We start from the raw sequence: 20,982 nt of genomic DNA on the forward strand, positions 1-20,982 counted from the left end.
AAAACCATAAAGAGTAAGCAACTAAAAAAAACTTATAATTATGCCAACTTTAACACAAGAAGCAAAATCAACTTCATTAATGAGCATGCTTTTAAAGCAGGTTTATGACACATTAACCAACGGGGGAAATCCTGAGTACCTGGGAACTAATGATTTTATAGCATTTGATCCGGTAGGGATTACATTATCGGAAGACACTTTCGATTATGCACTGAACGGATTGTTCGGTGATGCCCCTTCGCCAAAACCCATGCTGGACGGAACAGGAAAACCTATCCTGGATGCCAACGGAAATCCTAAAATAGACATGGAAGCCTACCAGACTGCCCTATCCAACAGCAAATTCAAAAAATATCTTCAGATGGAACAATTTGCCGCCATGGTAGATTCAGTACCTTCTCATTTGCCGCCGCTTACTGAAGACGGAAAAGGAAGAGCCATTACCATTATGACCGATTCCGAAAAAAGGGTTTCTAAAGTATATGAGGATCTTTTGCAGTGGTCTGTAGTAGTGGACACAGATTTCGATAAGAAAGTAGAAAAGAAACTGGACTCCCTGAGAGACAAATTATTCAAAATAAAAAAGGTAAAAAATCCTGATTTTGATGAAAATGCTCCGGTAGATGATCTAAACAAGCCGGAACTGATCCATACGTTTGTAGCACCTACTTATGCAAAATATGTAGAGTACCAGATGAAGTATTACGATATTGTGGATGCCAATAATGAAATCCGAACTGCTGCGGACAATGGGGATACCGATGCAATGGCCAAAATATCCATTGACGGAAAAAATATGAAGAAGCGTGAAGATGCTGCTTTAAAGGCTTGGCAATCTTTGGGTTATAAAGAAGCTGTAGAAAGAATTCAGAATTACCTGAGCGAGATTGAAGAAAAGCATATGCTGGTGATCAAGAAAAGAATCCAGGCAGAGTTCAGAAACAGCCAGAGAACAAGAATTTTAGATTACACCAACTATTCCCCATGTATTCCGGTAGCAGCCAATGCATTAAGAGAATCAAAAGGGTGGCCGGAAATCTCCATATCACAGGGAAAATCGAATTACGATTATTCTAAAACCATTCATAACTGGAGTGCCGCAGGAGGTTTCAGCATGGGGCTATTCTCTATCGGAGCAAAAGGAGGAGGAAAAAATGAGAAAACCCAGATCAACTCTGATTATTCCAGTATGAATATCTCTTTCAAAATCGGAAAGGTAAAAGTAGAAAGAGGCTGGTTCAACCAGCAGTTTATAGAATCTAAATACTGGAAGCTTCATGAGCAATCTCCACAGACACTGAACGGTGACATGATCAGCGATGGAAACGGAAAAGGATTAATGCCATCCATCATCACAGAACTGATTATTGCCAAAGACGTTTCCCTGGACTTCAAGGACAGCAGCTCTGCTTATACAGATGTTAAAAATTCCGTATCCGCAGGAGGTGCCGTAGGAATAGGACCTTTCGTCATCGGCGGAAACTACAGCTACGATAATCAGAATGTAAAATCCAGCTACGAGTGGGACGGTAAAAAGCTGGTTTCAAAAGGAATTTACATCATCGGTTACAAGTGCCACATCGTACCTAAGTCTCCGAACCCGAACCCTGAAATTAAAAAGTGGGCAGACGGAAAATCATAGGCAGATAACTTAGATTACTTATATCCTTCTCAATAGAATAACCGGTGGAAGACTTTTCTGCCGGTTATTCACCTAAACTAAAAACAATAACCATGAAATATTTTGTAGCCGTCTACCAGAAGCTGAAGAACATTTATATGTCCCAAAGCTCAATGGAAAATGACCTTCCTATGATCTGCCCTTCCCTGCGCATCTACGACAATGAGGAACTGGAGCTTCTGAAGCCCCAGAGCTTACTGAACGATGAGCAGAAGAAAGCCCTTTCGATCATTAAAAAGCAAAATGTTGCGTATGAGCTGAATTCAGTTCCTATTTCGCCTAACTTCTGGGATTTGAATCCCAATAATTCCCTGTTTGATATTTACAGGGATATCCTGGATAAAAATAACCTGAAGGACCTGGAAGAAAATCTTGATAAAGTCCTTGAAACCAAAAGCACGATCCTTTTTGATGCCAAAAACAGCGACACCAAGGAGTTCAAAGCTTATAAAAAATACAGAATACTGCACGAAGATGCCGTGAATAAAGTGACAGATCACCTGCTTCTGTTCGACAGCCTTGAAACTGATGAGGAAAAAAGCAACTGGAACGACCGGCTGATCACTTTAAATAATCTGAAAGAACTGGCCTTTTCTGAATGGAAGGTGAAAGGCAGCAAGGATAATATTGAAAAAGAACTGGCAAGGATCAATAAATCTTCCGATGCCGACCTGTATCTCGCCATGGCACAAAATGCAAAACAGACTTTTGAAGCCGCAGAAAAAACTGACGTGGTAAGCAATTCTTCCATTCACGACATCAATTTTATTCCGTATGATTTCATGGAAAATGAATCAGGCTGGAACAGCATGCGCATTGAAAAATCCGAACTCGAAGGACTTCACTCCGAGGCAAAAAACAGCAATGAAAACATTCCTTCAGAGATTTTATCGATAGATTATAACGAAAGCATGATCCAGGCCGTGGAAATGGATTATTCATTTGTTCATCTCAAAAGAAACTGGTTCAATAAAAATTTTATGCTGTCTGATTATTTTGAATGGAAAGAACCTAAAAAAATATCGGACGGGCAGACCATTTCCAACGATTTCAAACTTCCTGCGTTCCCGAAAACAATGATCCTGATTAAAAACCTGAAAGTAATCCTGGATCCTTCCATCAACAGCGCCAATGTGAGCAATACCGAACAGCTGATTTATTTCGGGCCCATGGTCATGAAGCAACAGGTTTTTGTGAATAAAAACAATAACCAGAAGTTCCTGAAAGCCATCACCAATGTAAAAACGATCAAATCCGACCAACTGAATTACTTAGCCAAAAAAACAGTTATTGCAGAGACCCAAAAAGCAAATATCATCAATAACTTTTCAGCCAGAACAGCACTTGAGCCTGAACCGGCAGAAAATATAAAGACTGCAGCCAATGCATCATTTGCCGGAAAAACGAATATGGGAAATATTCTGAATAATATTAAGAATTTAAGCCCACTGAATCTAGTGCCACACGGAGCCAGCCCGGTACAGCCTGCTCCTCAGCCTGCCAACCCTATTAAAACACCGTGGGGATCATGGGGTCCGAAGTTTCCGACTATTCCCACTCCTACTCCAACCCCTGTACCTACTCCCGTTCCCACACCAATTCCAGTCCCTGTTCCGCAGCCACCTACAGATGCTGTTGTACAGTTCCGGATCTCTGATAAGATCAATAACGAACCTGTCTATAAATGTGCTATTTCCATTAAGGGAACTAACAATAACAGGATTTTTGAGATTGAAAGCAATGAAGCAGGCATTGTCAGTCAGGCAATCCCAATTGGAGAATACAGCATTGAGCTGAGAATTGATGATTATGCGGTCTTAAATCAGAATTTCAGTGTTAACAGTGCCATGCCTCTTAATCTGGAATACAAACTCCAGAGGGAAGAAGTGAAATTCAAATCATTTTTCCTGATCGGAATGATCTGTGAGAGAATGCCGCAGATACCGGTTAATCAGTAATTGATAAGAGAAAAGAACCAAGAACCAAGAGTAAGACCTCAGATATTAGGCTCAAATGCCAGATAAATACTCATCGTACTTTATTAAAAATATCATTCATCATTTATAAAACTATCGTCATGAAACTTTTAAAATATTACACCAAAGCACCGGAAGTGCTTACATTATGCGAGATCCTTTACAAGCTGGGATATGACCTTAAAATTACAGATTCGTTCACTCAGGAAGTGGATGCAGCCGTGAAAGATTTTCAACGAAAAAATTCTTTGGTCGTAGATGGAATTGTAGGGGTAAAAACCTGGGCTGTTCTTCTTGAAAAGGATGAAAGACCGGAAAGCCAGACTCAAAAATTCCTGCAGGAAGCAGATCTTGTGCAATTCGCGGATGAATACAGCCTTGAATTGGCAGCAGTAAAAGCAGTTAATGAAATTGAAAGCAGCGGAAAGGGATTTTTGATCAATAATAAACCTAAAATATTGTTCGAAGGTCATGTTTTCTGGAATGAGCTTAAAAAAAGAGGGATTGATCCCAATTCTTACTACAATTCGGAAAGCCGGAACGTTCTTTACCCGAAATGGACCAGGGCATACTATGAAGGTGGTGTGAAAGAATACGACAGGCTTAATGAAGCCATCAGCCTGGATACCAATCCTGAATTCAAAGAAGCAGCACTGTCTTCTGCCTCATGGGGAAGTTTCCAGATCATGGGTTATCATGCCAAAAGCTTAGGATATGCTGATGTAGATGAGTTTGTTTCGAAAATGGAACTGAATGAAGCCGAACATTTAAAGGCATTTGGAAAATTCCTGGAGAAAAACGGCTGTCTGGTTCATCTGAGAAGCAAGAACTGGGCGGGCTTTGCCAGACTTTATAACGGCGCTGGCTATAAGGAAAATAAATACGATGAAAAGCTGGCGAAGGCTTATGCAAAATACTCGCAAAACTAAACAAGTTGTTTTTACAATTCCCACAGACAGCATGGATTTGAGAGAATTCTGTGTAGTTTGTGGGATTTTTGTACGCCTATAAAACCACTCCGTCAAAAATTCTTTGAATTTTTGCCACCCCTCCAAAGGAGGGGAATTCCGGACCGACAAATCTTTTCCCGTTTATATTGGCTTCAGGGAGAACTCTTCCGTATGGTAACCATCATATCAATATGCCGGAATTCGGTTTTTCTTAAAAACAGCATTCAAAAGTTATATATTGATAATCAAACGGTTATATTTATTATTTTTTAACATTAGTTTAACATTTTTGTTTATCTTTGCTTTTCGTCAAATACCCAAGAATGTCTTTATATCAAAAAATTGCAGAAAAACTACAATATATAAGTCCGAGTTTTTACAAAAAAAGGTATTTTAAGAATTTAAACAATCTTACTAAGGATAATTTTTCGGCACGTAATGTAGAACCGGAATTGGTATGGATTAAGGAATACCTTCCCAAAAATGCTGTAATACTTGATATAGGAGCTAATGTGGGAACTTTTCTTTATCAGTTGGAGCAAAAGCTGAACCATGAGCATATTTATGGTTTTGAACCTAATAAGAAGCTTTACCGCCGGCTGAAAAGACTTTTCCCGAGAATGAGGATACTTCCCCTGGCTCTATCTGACGAAAACACGACCGCTGAATTTAAGGTCCCGATCATTAATGGCAAACTGATTGCTTCCCGCGGAACTTTAAATACGTCTTATAAAGAAAAAGGCGAAGAGAGAAGCTATACGGAAAAAGTAAAAGTGATCAAGCTGGACGAGTGGGCTGCTATAGAACATTTTGACCGGCTGGATTTTATCAAAATAGATGTGGAAGGCAATGAAATGAAGACTTTATCCGGAGCCCAGAATATCATCAGAAGGTTCCTTCCGACACTGATGGTCGAAATGGAGCAGAGACATCATGAAAGTCCTATCTGGAAAGACATTTCTGAAGTTAAAAGCTGGGGCTACGAAGCAAAATATCTTAACCGCGACAGTTTTAAGCTGGAACTCCTGACGGAAGAGATCTTAGTACATAACACCAACGATGAAAAAAACAAGACCAGCTATATAAACAATATTATTTTTACGCCAAAAAACCATTAAAAGAACAGTATGAGTGTAGTAGCGAGACAGGGCTTCAAATATTCCATCATAGGTTATATTGGTTTTCTGCTGGGTACCATATCCGCCATTTTTATTTTTCCATACAATTTTGAATTTTATGGCAAGCTGCGGTATATCCTTCCTACTGCCGAAATGCTGGTCCCTGCCGTAGTGCTGGGGATCTCCTATTCCAATGTGAAGTTTTTCCATAAAGTGGAAAAGGACGGCAAGAAGCAGAACATGCTGTCGCTGTCTTTACTTACGGTCTTCATTAATTTCATCATTTTTATGGGCGTATTTTTTATACTCCCCTATATTTTCCCTAAATTCAGGTATTCTGAGGCGTGGAAATTAAAGGAAATGATTCTCCCGCTGATCCTTATCCTTTCTTTCTGTGCTATTTTTAATAAATATACCTCCAATTACAAGAGGATTGTAGTTTCCAATATCTTTGACAATCTTTTTCCTAAAATAGCCAACCTGGGGGCATTCTGCCTTTTTGCTTATTTTTTACTTTCCCAGGAGATTGCGTTTGCTTTCTTTTTCGGGATGTTTGCTTTAATGCTTTTCGGATACATTTACTATACGAATAAACTTGAAAGGATAGAACTTGATTTCAATACGGATTATTTCAAAAAGGATGGTTTCTGGAAAGAGTTTTTCAATTACAGCTTTTTTGGATTTCTGGGAACTTTCGGAAATTATTTAGCCATTAACAGCTTCATGATCGGCGAGTTTCTGGGAATGGAGGAAGTGGGAATTTACTCGGTTCTTTATGCTCTGATTTCTCTGATTTCTATTCCGCAGCTGGGGTTGTTCAATATTTCCGCCCCTATCATTAATAAAACACTGGCCGACGGTGATATGGAGGAACTTGACAGGTTTCACAAGAAGACTTCTTTATCTCTATATTTTTTAGGAGCCGTATTATTTTCATGCATCATGGTCGGGTTTCCTTATCTGACTCAGTTTATGCCTAAAAACGGGACCATGCTAAGAGAATATGAGCCTGTTGTATGGATCTGGGGATCTGCAGTTCTTATTGACCTGGCGACCGGATTTAACGGAAATATTATTTCGCTTTCCAAATATTACAGGTTTAATATCCTGATCATGCTTCTCCTGGCCGGGCTTACCATCTGCCTGAATTATTACTTCATTAAAAATACGGATCTTAAACTGATAGGAATTGCTTTATCCACAGCGATTTCACTCACCACTTATAATGTGATCAAGATTGCTTTCAATTACTTTGTCTTTAAAGTTTCTCCATTGACGATTGAAATGATTTTTGTATCTATTATCTGTACTTTAGCGATAACAGTAGCTATCGTACTGCCTAATTTCAACAGTAATTTTATCAACCTGGTGTATAAACCTGCTGTGGTCCTGATACTGATCTATATTGGGAATCATTTCACAAAAGTATTCCCGCTCGAGGATTACCTGAATGTAAAGTTTATTAAAAGTATCTTTAAGTTTAAATAGAAATAACATCAGAAAGAGCGTCTTCCAGCCTTTTGAGGACTGACTTCCTGCCGTAGTCTTTCTGGAAGTCAAAACGGGTGTTTTTAAGCGCTTTAAACTGCTCAAGGATATCTTCTTTCTCAGGAATAATAAATTCTGACTTTGAGGGATAATCTTTGGGAAAAACGGCTGCCTTCCCATATTTCACAGCATCTCCGAAGTTTCCGGTCATTTTTGTAAGGCCATAAATTTCTTCCCTGCTGAAAAATTCTGTTTTCTGCTGAATCGGGCACCACAGCACATCTGCTATCTGCATCCCTTTTTCAAAATCATCATTCGAAACCCTGTCTGAAAAATACTGGATGGAAACATTTTCAGGAAGTTTCTTAGCTAATCTTTCAAGCTGTTTCAGCTCATTATCTTTAGCTTTTCCAAGGAATATGAATTCGCATTTTTCTTCTGTTTTTAAATGCTCAATTGCTTTAAAAACGTGATGATAATCCCTCCTTTTCTGAGAAACACCTCCCGGAATAACGACGGTAAGGCTGTCTTTAGACCGGTTTTCAAAATATTTATTGTAAAACAGAGGCAAAAACTGATATTTTTCTGATGAAATCTCTTCATCCAGCACCCATAGTTTTTGGGCATTCCTATAGACTTTGGAACTGTAAAACAATCCTTCTTTCCACCAAAGTTTTAATCTGTAGATCACATCGCCTTTAAAAACACTCTTCATCAAGGCTCCCTTTGAAGATTTTGAAAAATTGATATTGTGAACAATGACAGATGACTTATATTTCTGAACGACAGCATGAAAAGTATTGAAATACCGGTGAACCGTTCCGATAATAATCAGGTCATATTTCTTTAACTTCAGTTGTTCCAGGAGCATAGAACTATCCGATAAAAACACCGTTTCCCCATTTTCCTGAACCAGATCCTTTATCTTCTTCGAAAAATAATAATCTACACTGAATTCTGAAGAATCCTTCATAATATCCATGAAAGCCTGTGCAATTTCGGCATGGGTATCTATTTCTATGTAGGCGATTTTTTTCAACGGGTTTCGGGTTTCGGGTTTCGGGTTTCGGGTTTCGGGTTTCGGGTTTACAAAGGTAAAGGGTGTGGTTGAATAGAACTGTTTTTTTAGTTTTTTTACTATTCTTTTTTCAGTTTTGTTTTTTGTAATGCCCTTTTCTTTCTACATTTTGAGCCATTTCTTCTTCAGCATTTTCCATCGCTTGTCGTTGATGGCTTTCTGTTCTTCTTTTGAGATTTTAAGCTCAAGTTGATTAGCTTTACAAGCTTCGTAGGCTTTGATGATTTTAAAGAAAAAAGGAATGGATTTGCTTTTTGCCGCTTCTTTGGCAGAGGCAACATAGGCCAGAAAACGGTTCAGACCCAAAAAGTAAAAATACCTGCCGTAGTAATCCGCAGGCCTTATGGTGTAGTCTGCTCCTTTCACTTTGATCAGTTTCACATGCAGTTCAGGAAGAACAATTTCTTTCCAGCCAAGGTTTTCCAGCAGAATGGAATCTATATTATCCCAGCCCAGGGTTTCCCTCAGCCCTCCGATTTGAACAAAACATTCTCTACGGTAAGCCTTCAAAGGTCCCCGTACATGATGTTTGTTTGAATTCCCTTCATACACCCAGCTTCCCTCCTTTTCTACGTACAGCAAGCCTCCAACAAGTCCATATTCAGGGTTGTTTTTAAAAGCATTCCGTACTGTTTCCAGATAATTTTCCGGCAGGATGATATCGGCATCAAATTTACAGATGATATCAAATTCATTTGTATTTTGTGTTCTCAATCCGTTTTTGAAAGCATTTACCACTTTAGATCCCGGCTGGTGGGCAGATTTCTGCAGATCCACCGTTTCAAAACGAGGGTCACTATCTGTATATTTCCTGATAATCTCCTGCGTCTGGTCCGTAGAACCGTCATTAACCACAACGATCTTGAAATCTTTAAAGCTCTGCTGCTGTAAAGAATCCAGGGTGAACGGAAGATTTTCTTCTTCGTTATGGGCAGGAATGATAATTAAAAACCTCAAGCTTTTATTATGAGTAAGATATTAATAGGTAATGAAATGATAAGTGATAAACTATTGATACGAAATCATCATTCATCACTTATCATCTGTCAATTTTGATCTATTTGTTATGCGGTTTCAGCATGTTTTTAGGATCCAGAATTTCATCCAGTTTTTCCTGGGAAAGAACTCCTTTTTCCAGAACAAGATTGTAAACACTGTTTCCGGTTTCTAACGCTTCTTTTGCAATTTCTGTAGACTTTTTGTAGCCGATGTATGGGTTAAGTGCTGTTACAATTCCTATGCTGTGCTTCACCATATTCAGGCAGATCTCTTTGTTGGCCGTGATTCCCACTACACATTTTTCACGAAGGGTATCCAGGGCATTGCAAAGGAAATTGATATTTTCCATGATGGCATGGGAAAGCACAGGTTCCATTACGTTAAGCTGCAACTGTCCGGCTTCTGCTGCAAAAGTTACCGTCAAATCATTTCCGAATACTTTAAAACATACCTGGTTCACCACTTCCGGGATAACAGGATTTACTTTTCCTGGCATAATGGATGATCCCGGCTGCATTGGCGGAAGATTGATCTCGAACAATCCGGCTCTTGGTCCTGAAGAAAGCAGCCTCAGGTCATTACAGATCTTGGAAAGCTTTACAGCAAGACGTTTTGTCGCAGAGGAATAGATCACATAAGAACCTGTATCTGGTGTCGCTTCAACAAGATCCGGTGCGGAAACAACCGGAAAACCTGTAATCTGAGCGAGGTTTTTCGCACAAAGGCTTGCATAGCCTACCGGAGCGTTCAGTCCTGTCCCGATAGCAGTGGCTCCCATATTAACTTCTACGAAAAGACTAGCATTGTTATTCAGTTTGGAAATATCTTCTTCCAAAGTAGCAGCATAAGCTTCAAATTCCTGGCCTAAAGTCATCGGAACCGCATCCTGAAGCTGGGTACGTCCCATTTTGATCACATCGTGAAATTCTCTTCCCTTGGCGCGGAAAGCTTCAACAATTTTCTCAAGCCGGTCAACAAGTCCGGTATTCATCTGCAAAAGTCCCATTTTGATGGCTGTAGGATAGGCATCATTGGTCGATTGGGAAAGATTAACATGATCGTTTGGTGAACAGAATTCGTATTCGCCTTTATTCTTTCCTAATTTTTCCAGGACAATATTGGCAATTACTTCATTTGCATTCATATTGATTGATGTTCCGGCTCCTCCCTGGATCATATCTACAGGAAACTGATCGTGGTATTTTCCTGCTACAATCTCATCACAGGCTTCCGCTATTTTGAAATATAAATTCTCATCAAGCAGTCCCAGTTCATAATTGGTTTTTGCCGCAGCTTTTTTTACAAAGGCAAGGCCTTTAATAAAGTCCGGATATGCTGACAGAAGCTGTCCTGAGATCTTGAAGTTATCGATCGCTCTTTGCGTCTGCACTCCATAATAAGCATCTGCAGGTACATTAAGCTCACCCAGCAGATCACTTTCTTTTCTGAAATTTTCCATTACAGATTGTTTAACTTTTATTTTTTAAATATAGCAAAACGCACCTTTACCGATGCGTTTTAATTTATTATTTCGCTGGATATTTCTGATTTAGAGCCTGAAGGATGGCCCAGGTTTCAGCATCCATGATCCCGTCATAATTCTGCGGACGGAAATGGTACTGTAAGGCTTCGATGGTTCTTTTGGTTCCATCATCCCACTTTCCGCTCAGATCAAGATAGTACCCGAATTTTTGCAATGCTGTCTGAATAGCAAAGATGAAGGAAGGATCATTATATTTTAAAGGTACTTCTTCCTCTGCTAAAGCCTGGAAATTCTGTTTAACTGCCTCATCATACCACATACCCAGCTGGTATTCATCATAAAGCTTTTTCCAGGGAAACATTGGTCCCGGGTCCTGCTTTCTGGTGGGTGCAATATCTGAATGAGCGAGTACATTGGTTGCCGGGATCTGATATCTGTTGACAATATCTTTCGCCAGTGCCGCAACTTTTCTAATCTGCTCATCACTGAAACCTGCAAATATCTTTTTTCCGGTAGCGTCTGATGTATATCCTGCATTAACGATTTCAATACCTATAGAAGTATCGTTAAGGTTTTTATCATTTCTCCAGTTACTTACTCCGGCATGGTAAGAACGTTTGTTCTCGTCCACCAGCTGATAAATCTCGTTATCACCCGTATTATTTACCAGGTAATGGGCACTTACCCCCTGCTGGGTAAGAACAGTGATGGATTTATCGTCCGGAAGTGCTGTATAATGCAGTATAAGATAACGCTGTCTGAAATTCTGCCCTATCGCAGGAAAATAGGTCTTTACCACTTTATATCCTGCCGGTTTTGCTGACACAATAGAACCGTAGCTTACAGTATTATCATTTTTAGTCGCATCAGCTATATTGGTTGTAAAAAACTCCACCCCGTGATCGTTGGTGATTTTAGGTTTCGGAGTTTCGGCTACCGGGGTTTTAACTGCCGGTTTAGCCTGTGATACCGGGATTTTTGGCTTGTAAGTATTTTTCTTTACATTTTGCTGGGAAGTACATGAAAAAACAAAAGTACTTAATCCGATGATATATAATGTCTTACGCATCCGTTTAATTTTTTAATCATTTATCACCTCAAAAATACACAAATTTTTCTTGAATTTTATTTGGTAAATAAAGAAATCTATTCTATATTTGCACTCGCAATAACGGAACAACGATCATTAAAAAATAAGAAAAAAGGAGGGTTGCCAGAGTGGTTAATGGAGCAGTTTGCTAAACTGTCGACGCGAAAGTGTCGCAAGGGTTCGAATCCCTTACCCTCCGCATTTTTTTCTTACATCAAAATATACTTCGGGGCGTAGCGTAGTCCGGTCATCGCGCCTGGTTTGGGACCAGGAGGTCGCAGGTTCGAATCCTGCCGCCCCGACTGTTTTATTAATTTTCTCAAAATTATTTAATGGGTGCGTAGCTCAGCTGGATAGAGCATCTGCCTTCTAAGCAGACGGTCAAAGGTTCGAATCCTTTCGCGCTCACTTAATGACACCATTAGGACAATTTACGCCAAATGGTGTCATTTTTCTTTATAACATTGGGTTATCGGTATTTTTTCATTTTTATTTATTTTATTCTACTCTCCCATAAACAATAATACATTGGTCTGAAATTCAAATATTTATCCAATTTATTAGATTTTTCAAGTAAAAAAAAATTTCGGCAATTAACCTTTTTTATAATTATCTAATTGATGCATTCCAAAGTTTATTAAGTATTTTTCAAACTTCATTCAAATCTAAGTGAAGACTTACCAACATTCAACTATACTAGATTATGCCTTAAAGATCGACAGGAACTGGTGCGTATAGGAATTCGAAATAAAAATTGGAGGAACCAATATAAAATAGTCCACCTAAAAGCATTAATCGTCCAATTTATATTCAAATTAATTGTCAGAATTTTGTATCAATAATTGGTAACTTAATAAGACAATCTTATGGAAATAGCAAAAGGAGTTCATCATTTCGATTGTGGAGCATTCAATTGGTACCTTATTGAAGAAAGCGGTCGCTTAACGCTGGTAGATGCGGGATTTCCCGGACATTACAAAGTTTATAAGGAAGGGCTCAAAACTTTAGGCAAAACGAGCAAGGATCTTGAGGCTATTGTACTTACCCATGGTCACGGAGACCATACCGGGTTTGCGGAGCGCTTAAGAAAAGAAACAGGTGTTCCTGTATTTGTCCATAAAAATGATGCCGAAATGGTCAAAAAGCCGTTGCAGCTACCTTGGTTCGGACTCTTTATAAATGCCTGGCGTCCTAACACATTTGTCAATGTACTAGGGCATGCCATTGTAAACGGAGTATTTACACTGCCACACCTCACCAAAGTAAATTCAGTTGAGCATGGATAAACACTTGATATTCCGGGAAGACCTCAAATCCTTCACACTCCGGGACATACTTCTGGAGAGATATGCTTGTTATTAGAAGATAGAAATATACTGCTGGCCGGAGATACAATTAACACAAGAAATTTGTTAACAGGCGTGTATGGTAAACCGCAGGTCGCCAATCCCTGGCTATCGGAAGATTATCAAGAAAACATCCGTTCACTTGATTTACTTCGTGAAATTGGAAGCGTAACACTGTTGACAGGGCACGGAAAGCCTTGGACCGGTGATATGGAAGATGCAGTAAATCTTGCAATAGAGGGTGCAAAAATTAACAAGTAAGCAAAGCTGGCTGCCGATAAAAATTATATTTTTATATAATGAAAAAAGATAGTGCATATACGCTTATAAACAAGCAGAATGGAAATCTTGCGTTTAAGCTGTTTTATTTTGACGACAATAGTTCTTTCGACCATATTTCGTATAATAACTTCTACACAGTGATCTGGGTAAGGGAGGGAAGGGGATTATTAAGGTCTGATTGCAACGAATACTTGTTCAGTGAAAATGCACTTTTTGCATTTTCACCTTATCAGCCGTTTATGTTTTCTACCGATGAGACTTTTTCCGGTGTAGCCATTCAGTTTCACTCCGATTTCTATTGCATTCATAAAATATCTCAAGAAACGAACTGTGACAAACTGGTCTTTAATAATATTTACGAACAACCTTTCATATATCTGGATGATGTAACATCCAACAAATTGGAACAGCTTATTGAGCAGTTTAAGGATGAGTTTTCCGAAAGTGCCGATGGGGCATATAAACTTTTGGTTCCTACCTTAATTATTTTTCTTGTAACGATCGCACGTAAAAAAGCTAAAATTAAAAACAAAGAACCTATATATACCGAAACAAACACTCCATTTGTTCTGCGCAAGCTAAAAAATGCTATCGAGGAAAATTTCAGAGAAAAACATTCCCCTGGAGATTATGCAGCATTATTAAATATTTCTCCCAATGCACTAGCTAAAATTGTGAAATCTCATTTCAATAAAACGTTGACCAATCTCATCAATGAGCGCATAATTATCGAGGCTAAAAGAGAACTTTACCTGACGAACAAATCAATAAAGGAAATCTCCTGGGAATTAGGATACAGCGATGAGCATTATTTTAGCCGCTTTTTTAAAGCCAATACTGATATATCACCGCAAATGTATAGGGATTCGGTAGGTTTTGGAAAGGCAGAATTAAATTGACAAATTATATTAATATGACACATATTCTAGATAATCCTGTATGGAACGCATTAAATACAGCAAACAAAGAATTGGGAAAAGGGAATGACCAAGTAAAGTATTATTGCCCAAATATTTCTCCCTTCGCAGGTTTTCGCGAAAATAGACAGGAAAACTTAATTGCCTTACATGGATTTCTTGGCAAAGAGTCAGAATCTTTTGCACTAGTTTCTGAAAATAAAATGGATATATCGGAACCGTGGAAAGTCAATCACATAATTCCCCTTTTTCAGATGGTGTTCGATGATGCGATTGTCCCCAAAGAAATCAAGGAGACAATTACTGACCTTACGGAAGAATATATACCGCAAATGATCGAATTGGCAAAGCTGACCAATCCCGGACCGTTTGAAGAAAGAACAATTGATTTTCAGCATTATCAGGGGATATTTTATGAAAATCGACTGGTGGCGATAGCGGGGCAACGCATGCACGTCCCTCCTTACGCCGAAATAAGCGCAGTTTGTACGCATCCCGATTTTAGAGGTCGTGGGTATGCAATACAGCTAATGGCAAGCCAGATTAAACGTATTATTGGAAATGGGGAAATTCCCTTTTTGCATGTGGCTGTTGATAACGTAGGTGCCATAAAGATTTACGAAGCATTAGGTTTCAGGAAAAGGAAAGAAATGTATGTTTATGTAATTAGCAAAACGTAACGATCAATTTCTGCTAAAAGAAAATCCCGGCTATTTTCACAACCGGGATTTTTCGTTTACTAATTCTGCTTATATCAAAACTCCGCCTCCGTCAACTGTAATTATTTGCCCCGTTATAAATTTTTCCTTAAATCTGTTAATAAAAGGTTCGAGTTTTGTATCAGGAGGTTCACAAAACCGACATCTGAAGATTTTTTCTCTGATGTCGGTTTTTTATTCCTAATCCACAGATTCTCATTACATTTAAATTACTCATATGGTTTAATATGTAATGTCTATAAATTATCACCAATACAAATTAATTATTCTTTATTTAAGATTCCAATCAATATAATCTTTAGGGCCCTACGGCTGCCCTTTACCACCGGCTGCTCCGTAGATCTGCCCTGTCGCGAAACTGGCATCGTCAGCTGCTAACTGAACAAATATAGAAGCCAATTCTGCAGGCTGTCCCGGCCGTCCCAGAGGTGTATCACCGCCAAATTTCACCAGGTTTTCCTGTGTTTGCCCTCCGCTTACCTGAAGAGGTGTCCAGACAGGTCCGGGTGCAACTCCGTTGACCCTTATGCCCTTCGGACCCAGTTGCTTGGCAAGAGATTTTACATAGTTGGTGGTTGCTGCTTTGGTTTGCGCATAATCATAAAGATCAGCAGAAGGATCGTAAGCCTGAATGGACGACAGCCCGATAATAGAAGATCCGGGTTTCATATGGGGCAAAGCAGCTTTTGTGATCCAAAAAGGTGCATAAATATTTGTTTTCATGGTCCAGTCGAAGTCTTCGGAGCTAAGATCGAGTATAGATTCATTGGCTTTCTGATGTCCTGCATTATTGATGAGAATATCCAAACCTCCAAGTTGCTGTACAGCCTGACTAACCAGTTTTTTGCAGAAGTCTTCGCTACGGATATCCCCTGGAATGGCAATACCTTTACGACCTTCTTTCCTGATGAGCTCGATCACCTGTCTGGCGTCTTCTTCTTCAGCAGGCAGGTAATTAATGGCTACATCCGCTCCTTCTCTCGCATACGCAATAGCTGCAGCCCGGCCTATACCGGAATCACCGCCGGTGATCAATGCTTTTCTTCCCTGCAGTCTTGCTGAACCTACATAGCTCTTCTCTCCATGATCCGGCACCGGCGTCATTTTGCCTGCCAACCCGGGAAAAGGTTGTGATTGCTTATTAAAGGGCGGTTTTGGATATTTGTTACGCGGATCAGTAAGCTCTGCATTTGCTTTTTTTGTACTGCTGTTCTGTGACTGCGCCAAAGCGCCTGGAGCAACCGCTGCCACGGCAACGGTTGCGGCTATTTTACCGATAGCATCTCTCCTTGTTATTTTACTTTCCATATTCATATGATTTATTTGGTGTTTAAGAATTCTGAAATTATAAAACGATCAACAAGTCTGTGTAAGTGCCGATTACTGAACACATTACTGATTGTTCAAATATTGTAAACCAGGCTATAAGCCGGATCTGTTAATGAGTAACATTTGTAAAGTTACTGGACTGCTCAACAAAAGTTTATGATACAGATCATAATTAACTGTTATGATTTGCCCCTCGCGTTCCTAAAGTTTCATCAGACCAGCTACGAGCCGACAACAAACAAAAAAACGGCAGTAGCCCACGCTCCTGCCGTTCTCATTAAGTCTATTTTGTTACAGTAACTCTCCCATTCCGAACACTGTCAATCCTTTGGCAAATTGTTCGGCTACGGCCTGGTTGGCGGCCTCAATATATTGACCGGTTATAGGGTCTACCACGGTGCGTAAAGGCCGGGTGCCTTTTGGGGTGCCGATAAGTTTTACAATGGCATCGGCAACGTCCTGCGGGTTAGGCTTTTTAGCATGCATCTCTCCACCCAATGCGGTTACCATTTTGTTTGGGATATCGGCAATAGCGCTGTACCCCTCAAATACTCCCTGATCAGATGCAGGGTTATTCTTCTGCTGCATTTCGGTAGGGAAAGCACCCGGCTCCACAATGGCAACATCAATGCCTAAACGCTTGACCTCGTAATGCAGACCCTCACTTATTCCTTCCAGGGCAAACTTGGAGGCTGCATACATGGTAGCAAACGGGAATGATACCCTTCCAAAGCCGCTGGTTACGTTAATAATCAGTCCGTCAGCTTGCTTACGCATGGCGGGTAACACCTGTTTCATCAGTCGCCAAGGGGCATAAACATTGATATCAAAAGTGGTATGAACATCAGCCACGGTAAAGCTTTCCGCTACGCCGGTCATGCCGTAGCCCGCGTTGTTTACCAATACATCAATAGTTCCTTCTTTTTCTACAATGGTGTCAACTGCCTGTTTTACACTTTCATCGTCTGTCAGGGTAACATCCAAAACGGTTATGTTTTCTACAGCCGAAAGCGCTGCAGCTTTATCAGCATTACGCCCCTGAGTGTCGCGCATCGTGGCATATACTTTGTGTCCGAGAGCCGCCACGCTGTGGGCGGTAAGCCAGCCAAAGCCGCTATTTGTTCCGGTTATTAATACGATCTTTTTGCTCATCTTTTTATTATTTAATGAATATGCAAATATTGAAAATGGCAGCAAAAAAACATTTACCAAATGGTAAAAAGTACGTTAACGGATATTACGGCGTATACGGCTCAATGATTGCTGAGTGACTCCAAGATAAGAAGCCACATATGAAAGCGGGATGCGGTTAATAAGGTTAGGGAACGCCTCAATGAACGATAGGTAACGTGTGGTAGCATCTTCTGAAACCAGCGGACTGCGCCGTTCCATAGCCAGCGTAAGGCATTTTTTAACCATTTTTGCCTTCATCATTTCCCAACCTACAATGGTATCAGATATTTCGTCCCAATCTTTTTTGTTAAAAGCAAGAACTTTGCAGTCGGTTACAGCCTGTACATATTCCGAGGCCACGATCTGTGATTCGAACCTCTCGTTATCAACTACAAAATTCCCTTCGTCCACAAAATAATTAGTAATCTCTTCACTCTTGTTGTTATAATAACAAAACCGGAACACACCTTCCAACACAAATGCCACATAGCGGGGTACCTTCCCGGCTTCCGACAGGTAGTCATTTTTTTTGAATTCGAGCATTTCAACCTTGCTCAGCAAAAAATCGATCTGCTGTTTGTTCAGGTCACCAAATTGCAGGATAAAATTTATCAGCGCTTCCATACGTAAATATAGTGTAAAGTGCAAAGCCCTCAATTACCAAATGTTAAAAACAGAAATCTTTCATTTTAATAACATCATGTATCAGTTTTTCTGACATATAACCGCATATAACAAACAAAAAAACCCGGATTAACCGGGATTTAATTTCTAAATTTAAATTTATTTTATCTCCACAGGAACTGAGATTTTATCCCAATCCATTGTGAATCCGTTATTGTTTATTTTATACACTAAATTTTCCTGTCTGGTTGGTAAAGCTTTTGTTTTTACATCAACGCGTAAAGCATCTTTTGCTTCTTCGTATTTAAAAGCACCCCATTGCTTTGGCTCCTTATTAAAAATAGCTGTCCAGGTTCCGGATTCCTTAGGGATCAGGAAAAAGCTGTATTTACCTGCAGGCAGCGGTTTACCCTGAACGGTAATGTCTTTATCCGTTTCAAAAGTAGTGGCTTCATTGGCCCCCGCACGCCAAACTTTATTATAAGCTTCTAAACCGCCCCATATGGTACGCCCTTTTACAGAAGGGCTGCTATAGGCTATTGTAATAGTGGCATCTTTAATTTTTCCTGTAGCAGTGGCCGGAGGACTGGCAGGTTTTTTAGTTTCCTGTGCAAAGGCATTCAGGGAGATCGTCATGGTTGCAACAAGGACGGCAGCAGATTTAATGATGGTTTTCATACTATTTTTGTTTGTTGTTGTTTGTTTACGAATTTACTGCTTTTGACTTATAAAACACTAAACCGGTTACCGAAAATATAATGAATGCCTCTACCCCCCCATCTGAATTGATGTCAGCCCTGTCCTTTTCTTTCTCGGAAGAACAAAATAGATTTATATAAAATCAAAAGGATTTAAAATTGCAACCCCTAATAAATTATAAAGCCATTGCAAAGCAATGGCTTTATATGGTAAAAATGAAACAAAGGATGCATTATCCGCTGTTTGCATTTTTTTCATAAAAAATTACTGTTATACTCTACCCTGCTATTTTATGGCAGCTTTTGCTTTTTCAGATTCCATTAAATGATGTTGTAAAGTTGGTAGCGTACCGCTTGCAAAGGATTTCAATGACGTTTCTTTACCTTCGGCAGCTTCTTTTTTGAACTCTTCAATATCTTTTTTATGATCACTCACCATAAGGTCAGTGTAGCTACGATCAAATTCTGCTTCTTTTTTAGCTTTCAGATCGTCGTATTCTTTCTGTTTTTCAGCGTCTAAACCGGTAGGTAAAGTATAGCCTATGGCAGATGCCCATTTTTTAAGCTCATCGTTGGCTTTGCTATGATCTTTAACCATCATTTCGCCTAGTGCTTTTACTTTGGCATTGGAAGCATTGGTTGCAGCAAGCTGTCCCATCATTACTTCCATCAATCCGCCACGAGCGGCGGCGTCTGCAAATTTTTTATCCTGATCGCTTAAAGAATTTGCTGCATTTGCAGTATTGGACATTGTAGCAGAATCACTGGTTTTCCTGGCAGAATCAACCGGGGTTGCCATTTCAGTACTATCAGTATTCCGATCAACAGCCGTCGTTTCATTTTTTTTGCATGCCACAATAGCAGCAATTGCTAAAAGGGCTAAAATTGAATTTTTCATAAATATAATTTAAATGGTTAATGTAAAATTGCATATATTTTTATCCCCCGCTGTGATTACAACAATTTATTTGCCAAAATTGTAACAGATGTACTTTTGTCTACCCTCTTACCCCTTAACTCAGCTTAATCACTGAATTTTGTATCAGCTGTCTTCTTTTCTCTTTTTCTCTGAAGAATAAGGTGTGCGGCATCCAGCATTTTCACCGTGTGAATGTAAGGCATCACGATATTTCTTTCTGGCAGATTTTCATAGGTGCCCATTGAAAAATAGACGATTCCGGACATAAAATAATCAAACTCTTTGAGGGTGTATTCCCTGAAGGCTTTTCTGAAAACCAGCAGAGGATTCCGGTATTCCTTCTCCGAAAGCAGGCCAAGAACCCACGGGGAAATCTTCTCCGGCCGGGTATCAACCGTCCATTTTCTGTCCTTCAGCATCATGAGATATCCCGCCCGGATCAGCGACCTCATCGATTGATGAAACTGGAAGATAACCGCCTGATCTTCATGAATCCAGCTATTTCTCTTTACCGCATAATTCATCATGTTGCTGAGCCTTTCTTTGGAAACATCCAGCTCATTGAACTGAAAGAAAGTCTCTATCAGCTGCAACCCGGAGCACTTACCTGCCAAAAGCCGGGTATCGAAATCTGTTTTTATCTTTTTCATGCGTTTGTATCTTTTATTGTTGAAATTTTGCTTAAACATTAAGATTTTTTAAGCGATTAAGACACATTAAGATCATAGCTGAAGCTATTTATTCAGCGAACTGCTTAATCCATCTTTGATGGATCTTAACTTTCCTTAAAACCTTCATTTTTCTTAATGGTTTATATTTCTCCTTTATTCACAATAAAGTTTTCAGCATATGAGATATGCTGAGTTTTAATAGAAATAAATCTGTGTTCCCGTGGAAGCCCTGAAGCCGCAATGGATTGTACACTCCATTGTATCGTACATGATACTTTATGTGGTGAAGCGGCTTAGACAAATGATTGTAGAAAGGCAGAACAACATGAAATAAAAACGGCATGAGACTCTACAATATCCGTCATTGAGGCACTGGTATACCTTGCACACAGATAAGAGAGCCCACGCCTAGGTCGTGAGCTTCCTGCTTATCATCTTGTG

Annotated in this window: 18 protein-coding genes, 3 tRNA genes and 1 pseudogene; 11 read left to right on the forward strand and 11 right to left on the reverse strand. The window is 39.6% G+C overall.

Annotated elements, in window-relative coordinates; genetic code table 11:
• The first annotated feature begins 40 nt into the window (after nucleotides 1-40).
• From BUB03_RS15630 to BUB03_RS15650, 5 genes are all read left to right on the forward strand, one after another.
• Nucleotides 41-1,642: a hypothetical protein gene (locus tag BUB03_RS15630; RefSeq protein WP_139258883.1), complete on the forward strand. Its 1,602-nt coding sequence runs from the start codon at nucleotides 41-43 to the stop codon at nucleotides 1,640-1,642.
• 92 nt (nucleotides 1,643-1,734) lie between these two features.
• Nucleotides 1,735-3,639: a hypothetical protein gene (locus tag BUB03_RS15635; protein ID WP_073064845.1), complete on the forward strand. Its 1,905-nt coding sequence runs from the start codon at nucleotides 1,735-1,737 to the stop codon at nucleotides 3,637-3,639.
• A 119-nt stretch (nucleotides 3,640-3,758) separates the two neighbouring features.
• Nucleotides 3,759-4,586: an N-acetylmuramidase domain-containing protein gene (locus BUB03_RS15640; RefSeq protein WP_073064847.1), complete on the forward strand. Its 828-nt coding sequence runs from the start codon at nucleotides 3,759-3,761 to the stop codon at nucleotides 4,584-4,586.
• A 344-nt stretch (nucleotides 4,587-4,930) separates the two neighbouring features.
• Nucleotides 4,931-5,725: an FkbM family methyltransferase gene (locus tag BUB03_RS15645; protein WP_073064850.1), complete on the forward strand. Its 795-nt coding sequence runs from the start codon at nucleotides 4,931-4,933 to the stop codon at nucleotides 5,723-5,725.
• A gap of 9 nt (nucleotides 5,726-5,734) precedes the next feature.
• Nucleotides 5,735-7,213, forward strand: coding sequence for a lipopolysaccharide biosynthesis protein (locus BUB03_RS15650; protein WP_073064852.1), 1,479 nt, complete (start codon nucleotides 5,735-5,737; stop codon nucleotides 7,211-7,213).
• Here the strand turns inward: BUB03_RS15650 and BUB03_RS15655 are convergent.
• The 4 genes from BUB03_RS15655 to BUB03_RS15670 form a co-directional block, all read right to left on the reverse strand.
• Nucleotides 7,206-8,252, reverse strand: coding sequence for a hypothetical protein (locus BUB03_RS15655; RefSeq protein ID WP_073064854.1), 1,047 nt, complete (start codon nucleotides 8,250-8,252; stop codon nucleotides 7,206-7,208). The two genes, BUB03_RS15650 and BUB03_RS15655, sit on opposite strands and share 8 nt — an antisense overlap.
• 141 nt (nucleotides 8,253-8,393) lie before the next feature.
• Complete coding sequence (locus BUB03_RS15660) at nucleotides 8,394-9,248, reverse strand: glycosyltransferase family 2 protein (protein WP_073064855.1); 855 nt, start codon at nucleotides 9,246-9,248, stop codon at nucleotides 8,394-8,396.
• Between the two features lie 100 nt (nucleotides 9,249-9,348).
• Nucleotides 9,349-10,749 (reverse strand): aspartate ammonia-lyase, encoded by a 1,401-nt coding sequence (gene aspA / locus BUB03_RS15665; RefSeq protein WP_073064857.1) that lies wholly within the window; start codon nucleotides 10,747-10,749, stop codon nucleotides 9,349-9,351.
• A gap of 67 nt (nucleotides 10,750-10,816) precedes the next feature.
• Complete coding sequence (locus BUB03_RS15670; protein ID WP_073064860.1) at nucleotides 10,817-11,842, reverse strand: N-acetylmuramoyl-L-alanine amidase; 1,026 nt, start codon at nucleotides 11,840-11,842, stop codon at nucleotides 10,817-10,819.
• 135 nt (nucleotides 11,843-11,977) lie between these two features.
• Between BUB03_RS15670 and BUB03_RS15675 the strand changes: the two genes are divergently transcribed.
• The 6 genes and pseudogenes from BUB03_RS15675 to BUB03_RS15705 all read left to right on the forward strand — a co-directional run bounded on the left by BUB03_RS15675 (nucleotide 11,978) and on the right by BUB03_RS15705 (nucleotide 15,088).
• Nucleotides 11,978-12,062: transfer RNA gene (locus tag BUB03_RS15675), tRNA-Ser, on the forward strand.
• Nucleotides 12,063-12,090: 28 nt separating this feature from the next.
• Nucleotides 12,091-12,165, forward strand: a tRNA-Pro gene (locus tag BUB03_RS15680).
• 32 nt (nucleotides 12,166-12,197) lie between these two features.
• A tRNA-Arg gene (locus BUB03_RS15685) sits at nucleotides 12,198-12,271 on the forward strand.
• 458 nt (nucleotides 12,272-12,729) lie between these two features.
• Nucleotides 12,730-13,470, forward strand: a pseudogene (locus BUB03_RS22135) (MBL fold metallo-hydrolase).
• A 38-nt stretch (nucleotides 13,471-13,508) separates the two neighbouring features.
• Nucleotides 13,509-14,390, forward strand: coding sequence for an AraC family transcriptional regulator (locus BUB03_RS15700; protein ID WP_073064869.1), 882 nt, complete (start codon nucleotides 13,509-13,511; stop codon nucleotides 14,388-14,390).
• Between the two features lie 14 nt (nucleotides 14,391-14,404).
• The gene (locus tag BUB03_RS15705; RefSeq protein WP_073064872.1) at nucleotides 14,405-15,088 is read left to right on the forward strand and encodes a GNAT family N-acetyltransferase; all 684 of its coding nucleotides are present in this window, start codon (nucleotides 14,405-14,407) and stop codon (nucleotides 15,086-15,088) included.
• Between the two features lie 345 nt (nucleotides 15,089-15,433).
• On the opposite strand, the gene BUB03_RS15710 is transcribed toward BUB03_RS15705, so the two are convergent.
• The 7 genes from BUB03_RS15710 to BUB03_RS15735 form a co-directional block, all read right to left on the reverse strand.
• A complete protein-coding gene (locus BUB03_RS15710; protein ID WP_228417906.1) occupies nucleotides 15,434-16,435 on the reverse strand; it encodes an SDR family oxidoreductase in 1,002 nt (333 codons plus the stop codon).
• 312 nt (nucleotides 16,436-16,747) lie between these two features.
• Nucleotides 16,748-17,608: an SDR family oxidoreductase gene (locus BUB03_RS15715; RefSeq protein ID WP_073064877.1), complete on the reverse strand. Its 861-nt coding sequence runs from the start codon at nucleotides 17,606-17,608 to the stop codon at nucleotides 16,748-16,750.
• 75 nt (nucleotides 17,609-17,683) lie between these two features.
• The gene (locus BUB03_RS15720; protein ID WP_073064880.1) at nucleotides 17,684-18,253 is read right to left on the reverse strand and encodes a Crp/Fnr family transcriptional regulator; all 570 of its coding nucleotides are present in this window, start codon (nucleotides 18,251-18,253) and stop codon (nucleotides 17,684-17,686) included.
• Nucleotides 18,254-18,412: 159 nt separating this feature from the next.
• Entirely contained in the window at nucleotides 18,413-18,931 is a 519-nt protein-coding gene (locus BUB03_RS15725; RefSeq protein WP_040999809.1) for a DUF2911 domain-containing protein, read from the reverse strand.
• Between the two features lie 153 nt (nucleotides 18,932-19,084).
• Nucleotides 19,085-19,210, reverse strand: a complete 126-nt coding sequence (locus BUB03_RS22195) for a hypothetical protein (RefSeq protein ID WP_262484340.1) — start codon at nucleotides 19,208-19,210, stop codon at nucleotides 19,085-19,087.
• A gap of 27 nt (nucleotides 19,211-19,237) precedes the next feature.
• Nucleotides 19,238-19,849: a DUF4142 domain-containing protein gene (locus BUB03_RS15730; protein ID WP_073064883.1), complete on the reverse strand. Its 612-nt coding sequence runs from the start codon at nucleotides 19,847-19,849 to the stop codon at nucleotides 19,238-19,240.
• Nucleotides 19,850-19,974: 125 nt separating this feature from the next.
• Nucleotides 19,975-20,520 carry a hypothetical protein gene (locus BUB03_RS15735; protein ID WP_073064886.1) on the reverse strand — a complete coding sequence of 182 codons (546 nt, stop codon included), beginning with the start codon at nucleotides 20,518-20,520 and terminating at the stop codon, nucleotides 19,975-19,977.
• Between the last annotated feature and the right edge of the window lie 462 nt (nucleotides 20,521-20,982).

Origin of the sequence: Chryseobacterium oranimense, from assembly GCF_900129755.1 — a bacterium.
GTDB classification, from domain to species: domain Bacteria; phylum Bacteroidota; class Bacteroidia; order Flavobacteriales; family Weeksellaceae; genus Chryseobacterium; species Chryseobacterium oranimense.

Bases quoted from the DNA above. Each gene is read 5' to 3' on its own strand.
- BUB03_RS15630 (WP_139258883.1), top strand. From the start codon at position 41: ATGCCAACTTTAACACAAGAAGCAAAATCAACTTCATTAATGAGCATG.
- BUB03_RS15635 (WP_073064845.1), top strand. From the start codon at position 1,735: ATGAAATATTTTGTAGCCGTCTACCAGAAGCTGAAGAACATTTATATG.
- BUB03_RS15640 (WP_073064847.1), top strand. From the start codon at position 3,759: ATGAAACTTTTAAAATATTACACCAAAGCACCGGAAGTGCTTACATTA.
- BUB03_RS15645 (WP_073064850.1), top strand. From the start codon at position 4,931: ATGTCTTTATATCAAAAAATTGCAGAAAAACTACAATATATAAGTCCG.
- BUB03_RS15650 (WP_073064852.1), top strand. From the start codon at position 5,735: ATGAGTGTAGTAGCGAGACAGGGCTTCAAATATTCCATCATAGGTTAT.
- aspA (WP_073064857.1), bottom strand. From the start codon at position 10,749: ATGGAAAATTTCAGAAAAGAAAGTGATCTGCTGGGTGAGCTTAATGTA.
- BUB03_RS15670 (WP_073064860.1), bottom strand. From the start codon at position 11,842: ATGCGTAAGACATTATATATCATCGGATTAAGTACTTTTGTTTTTTCA.
- BUB03_RS15700 (WP_073064869.1), top strand. From the start codon at position 13,509: ATGAAAAAAGATAGTGCATATACGCTTATAAACAAGCAGAATGGAAAT.
- BUB03_RS15705 (WP_073064872.1), top strand. From the start codon at position 14,405: ATGACACATATTCTAGATAATCCTGTATGGAACGCATTAAATACAGCA.
- BUB03_RS15710 (WP_228417906.1), bottom strand. From the start codon at position 16,435: ATGGAAAGTAAAATAACAAGGAGAGATGCTATCGGTAAAATAGCCGCA.
- BUB03_RS15715 (WP_073064877.1), bottom strand. From the start codon at position 17,608: ATGAGCAAAAAGATCGTATTAATAACCGGAACAAATAGCGGCTTTGGC.
- BUB03_RS15720 (WP_073064880.1), bottom strand. From the start codon at position 18,253: ATGGAAGCGCTGATAAATTTTATCCTGCAATTTGGTGACCTGAACAAA.
- BUB03_RS15725 (WP_040999809.1), bottom strand. From the start codon at position 18,931: ATGAAAACCATCATTAAATCTGCTGCCGTCCTTGTTGCAACCATGACG.
- BUB03_RS22195 (WP_262484340.1), bottom strand. From the start codon at position 19,210: ATGAAAAAAATGCAAACAGCGGATAATGCATCCTTTGTTTCATTTTTA.
- BUB03_RS15730 (WP_073064883.1), bottom strand. From the start codon at position 19,849: ATGAAAAATTCAATTTTAGCCCTTTTAGCAATTGCTGCTATTGTGGCA.
- BUB03_RS15735 (WP_073064886.1), bottom strand. From the start codon at position 20,520: ATGAAAAAGATAAAAACAGATTTCGATACCCGGCTTTTGGCAGGTAAG.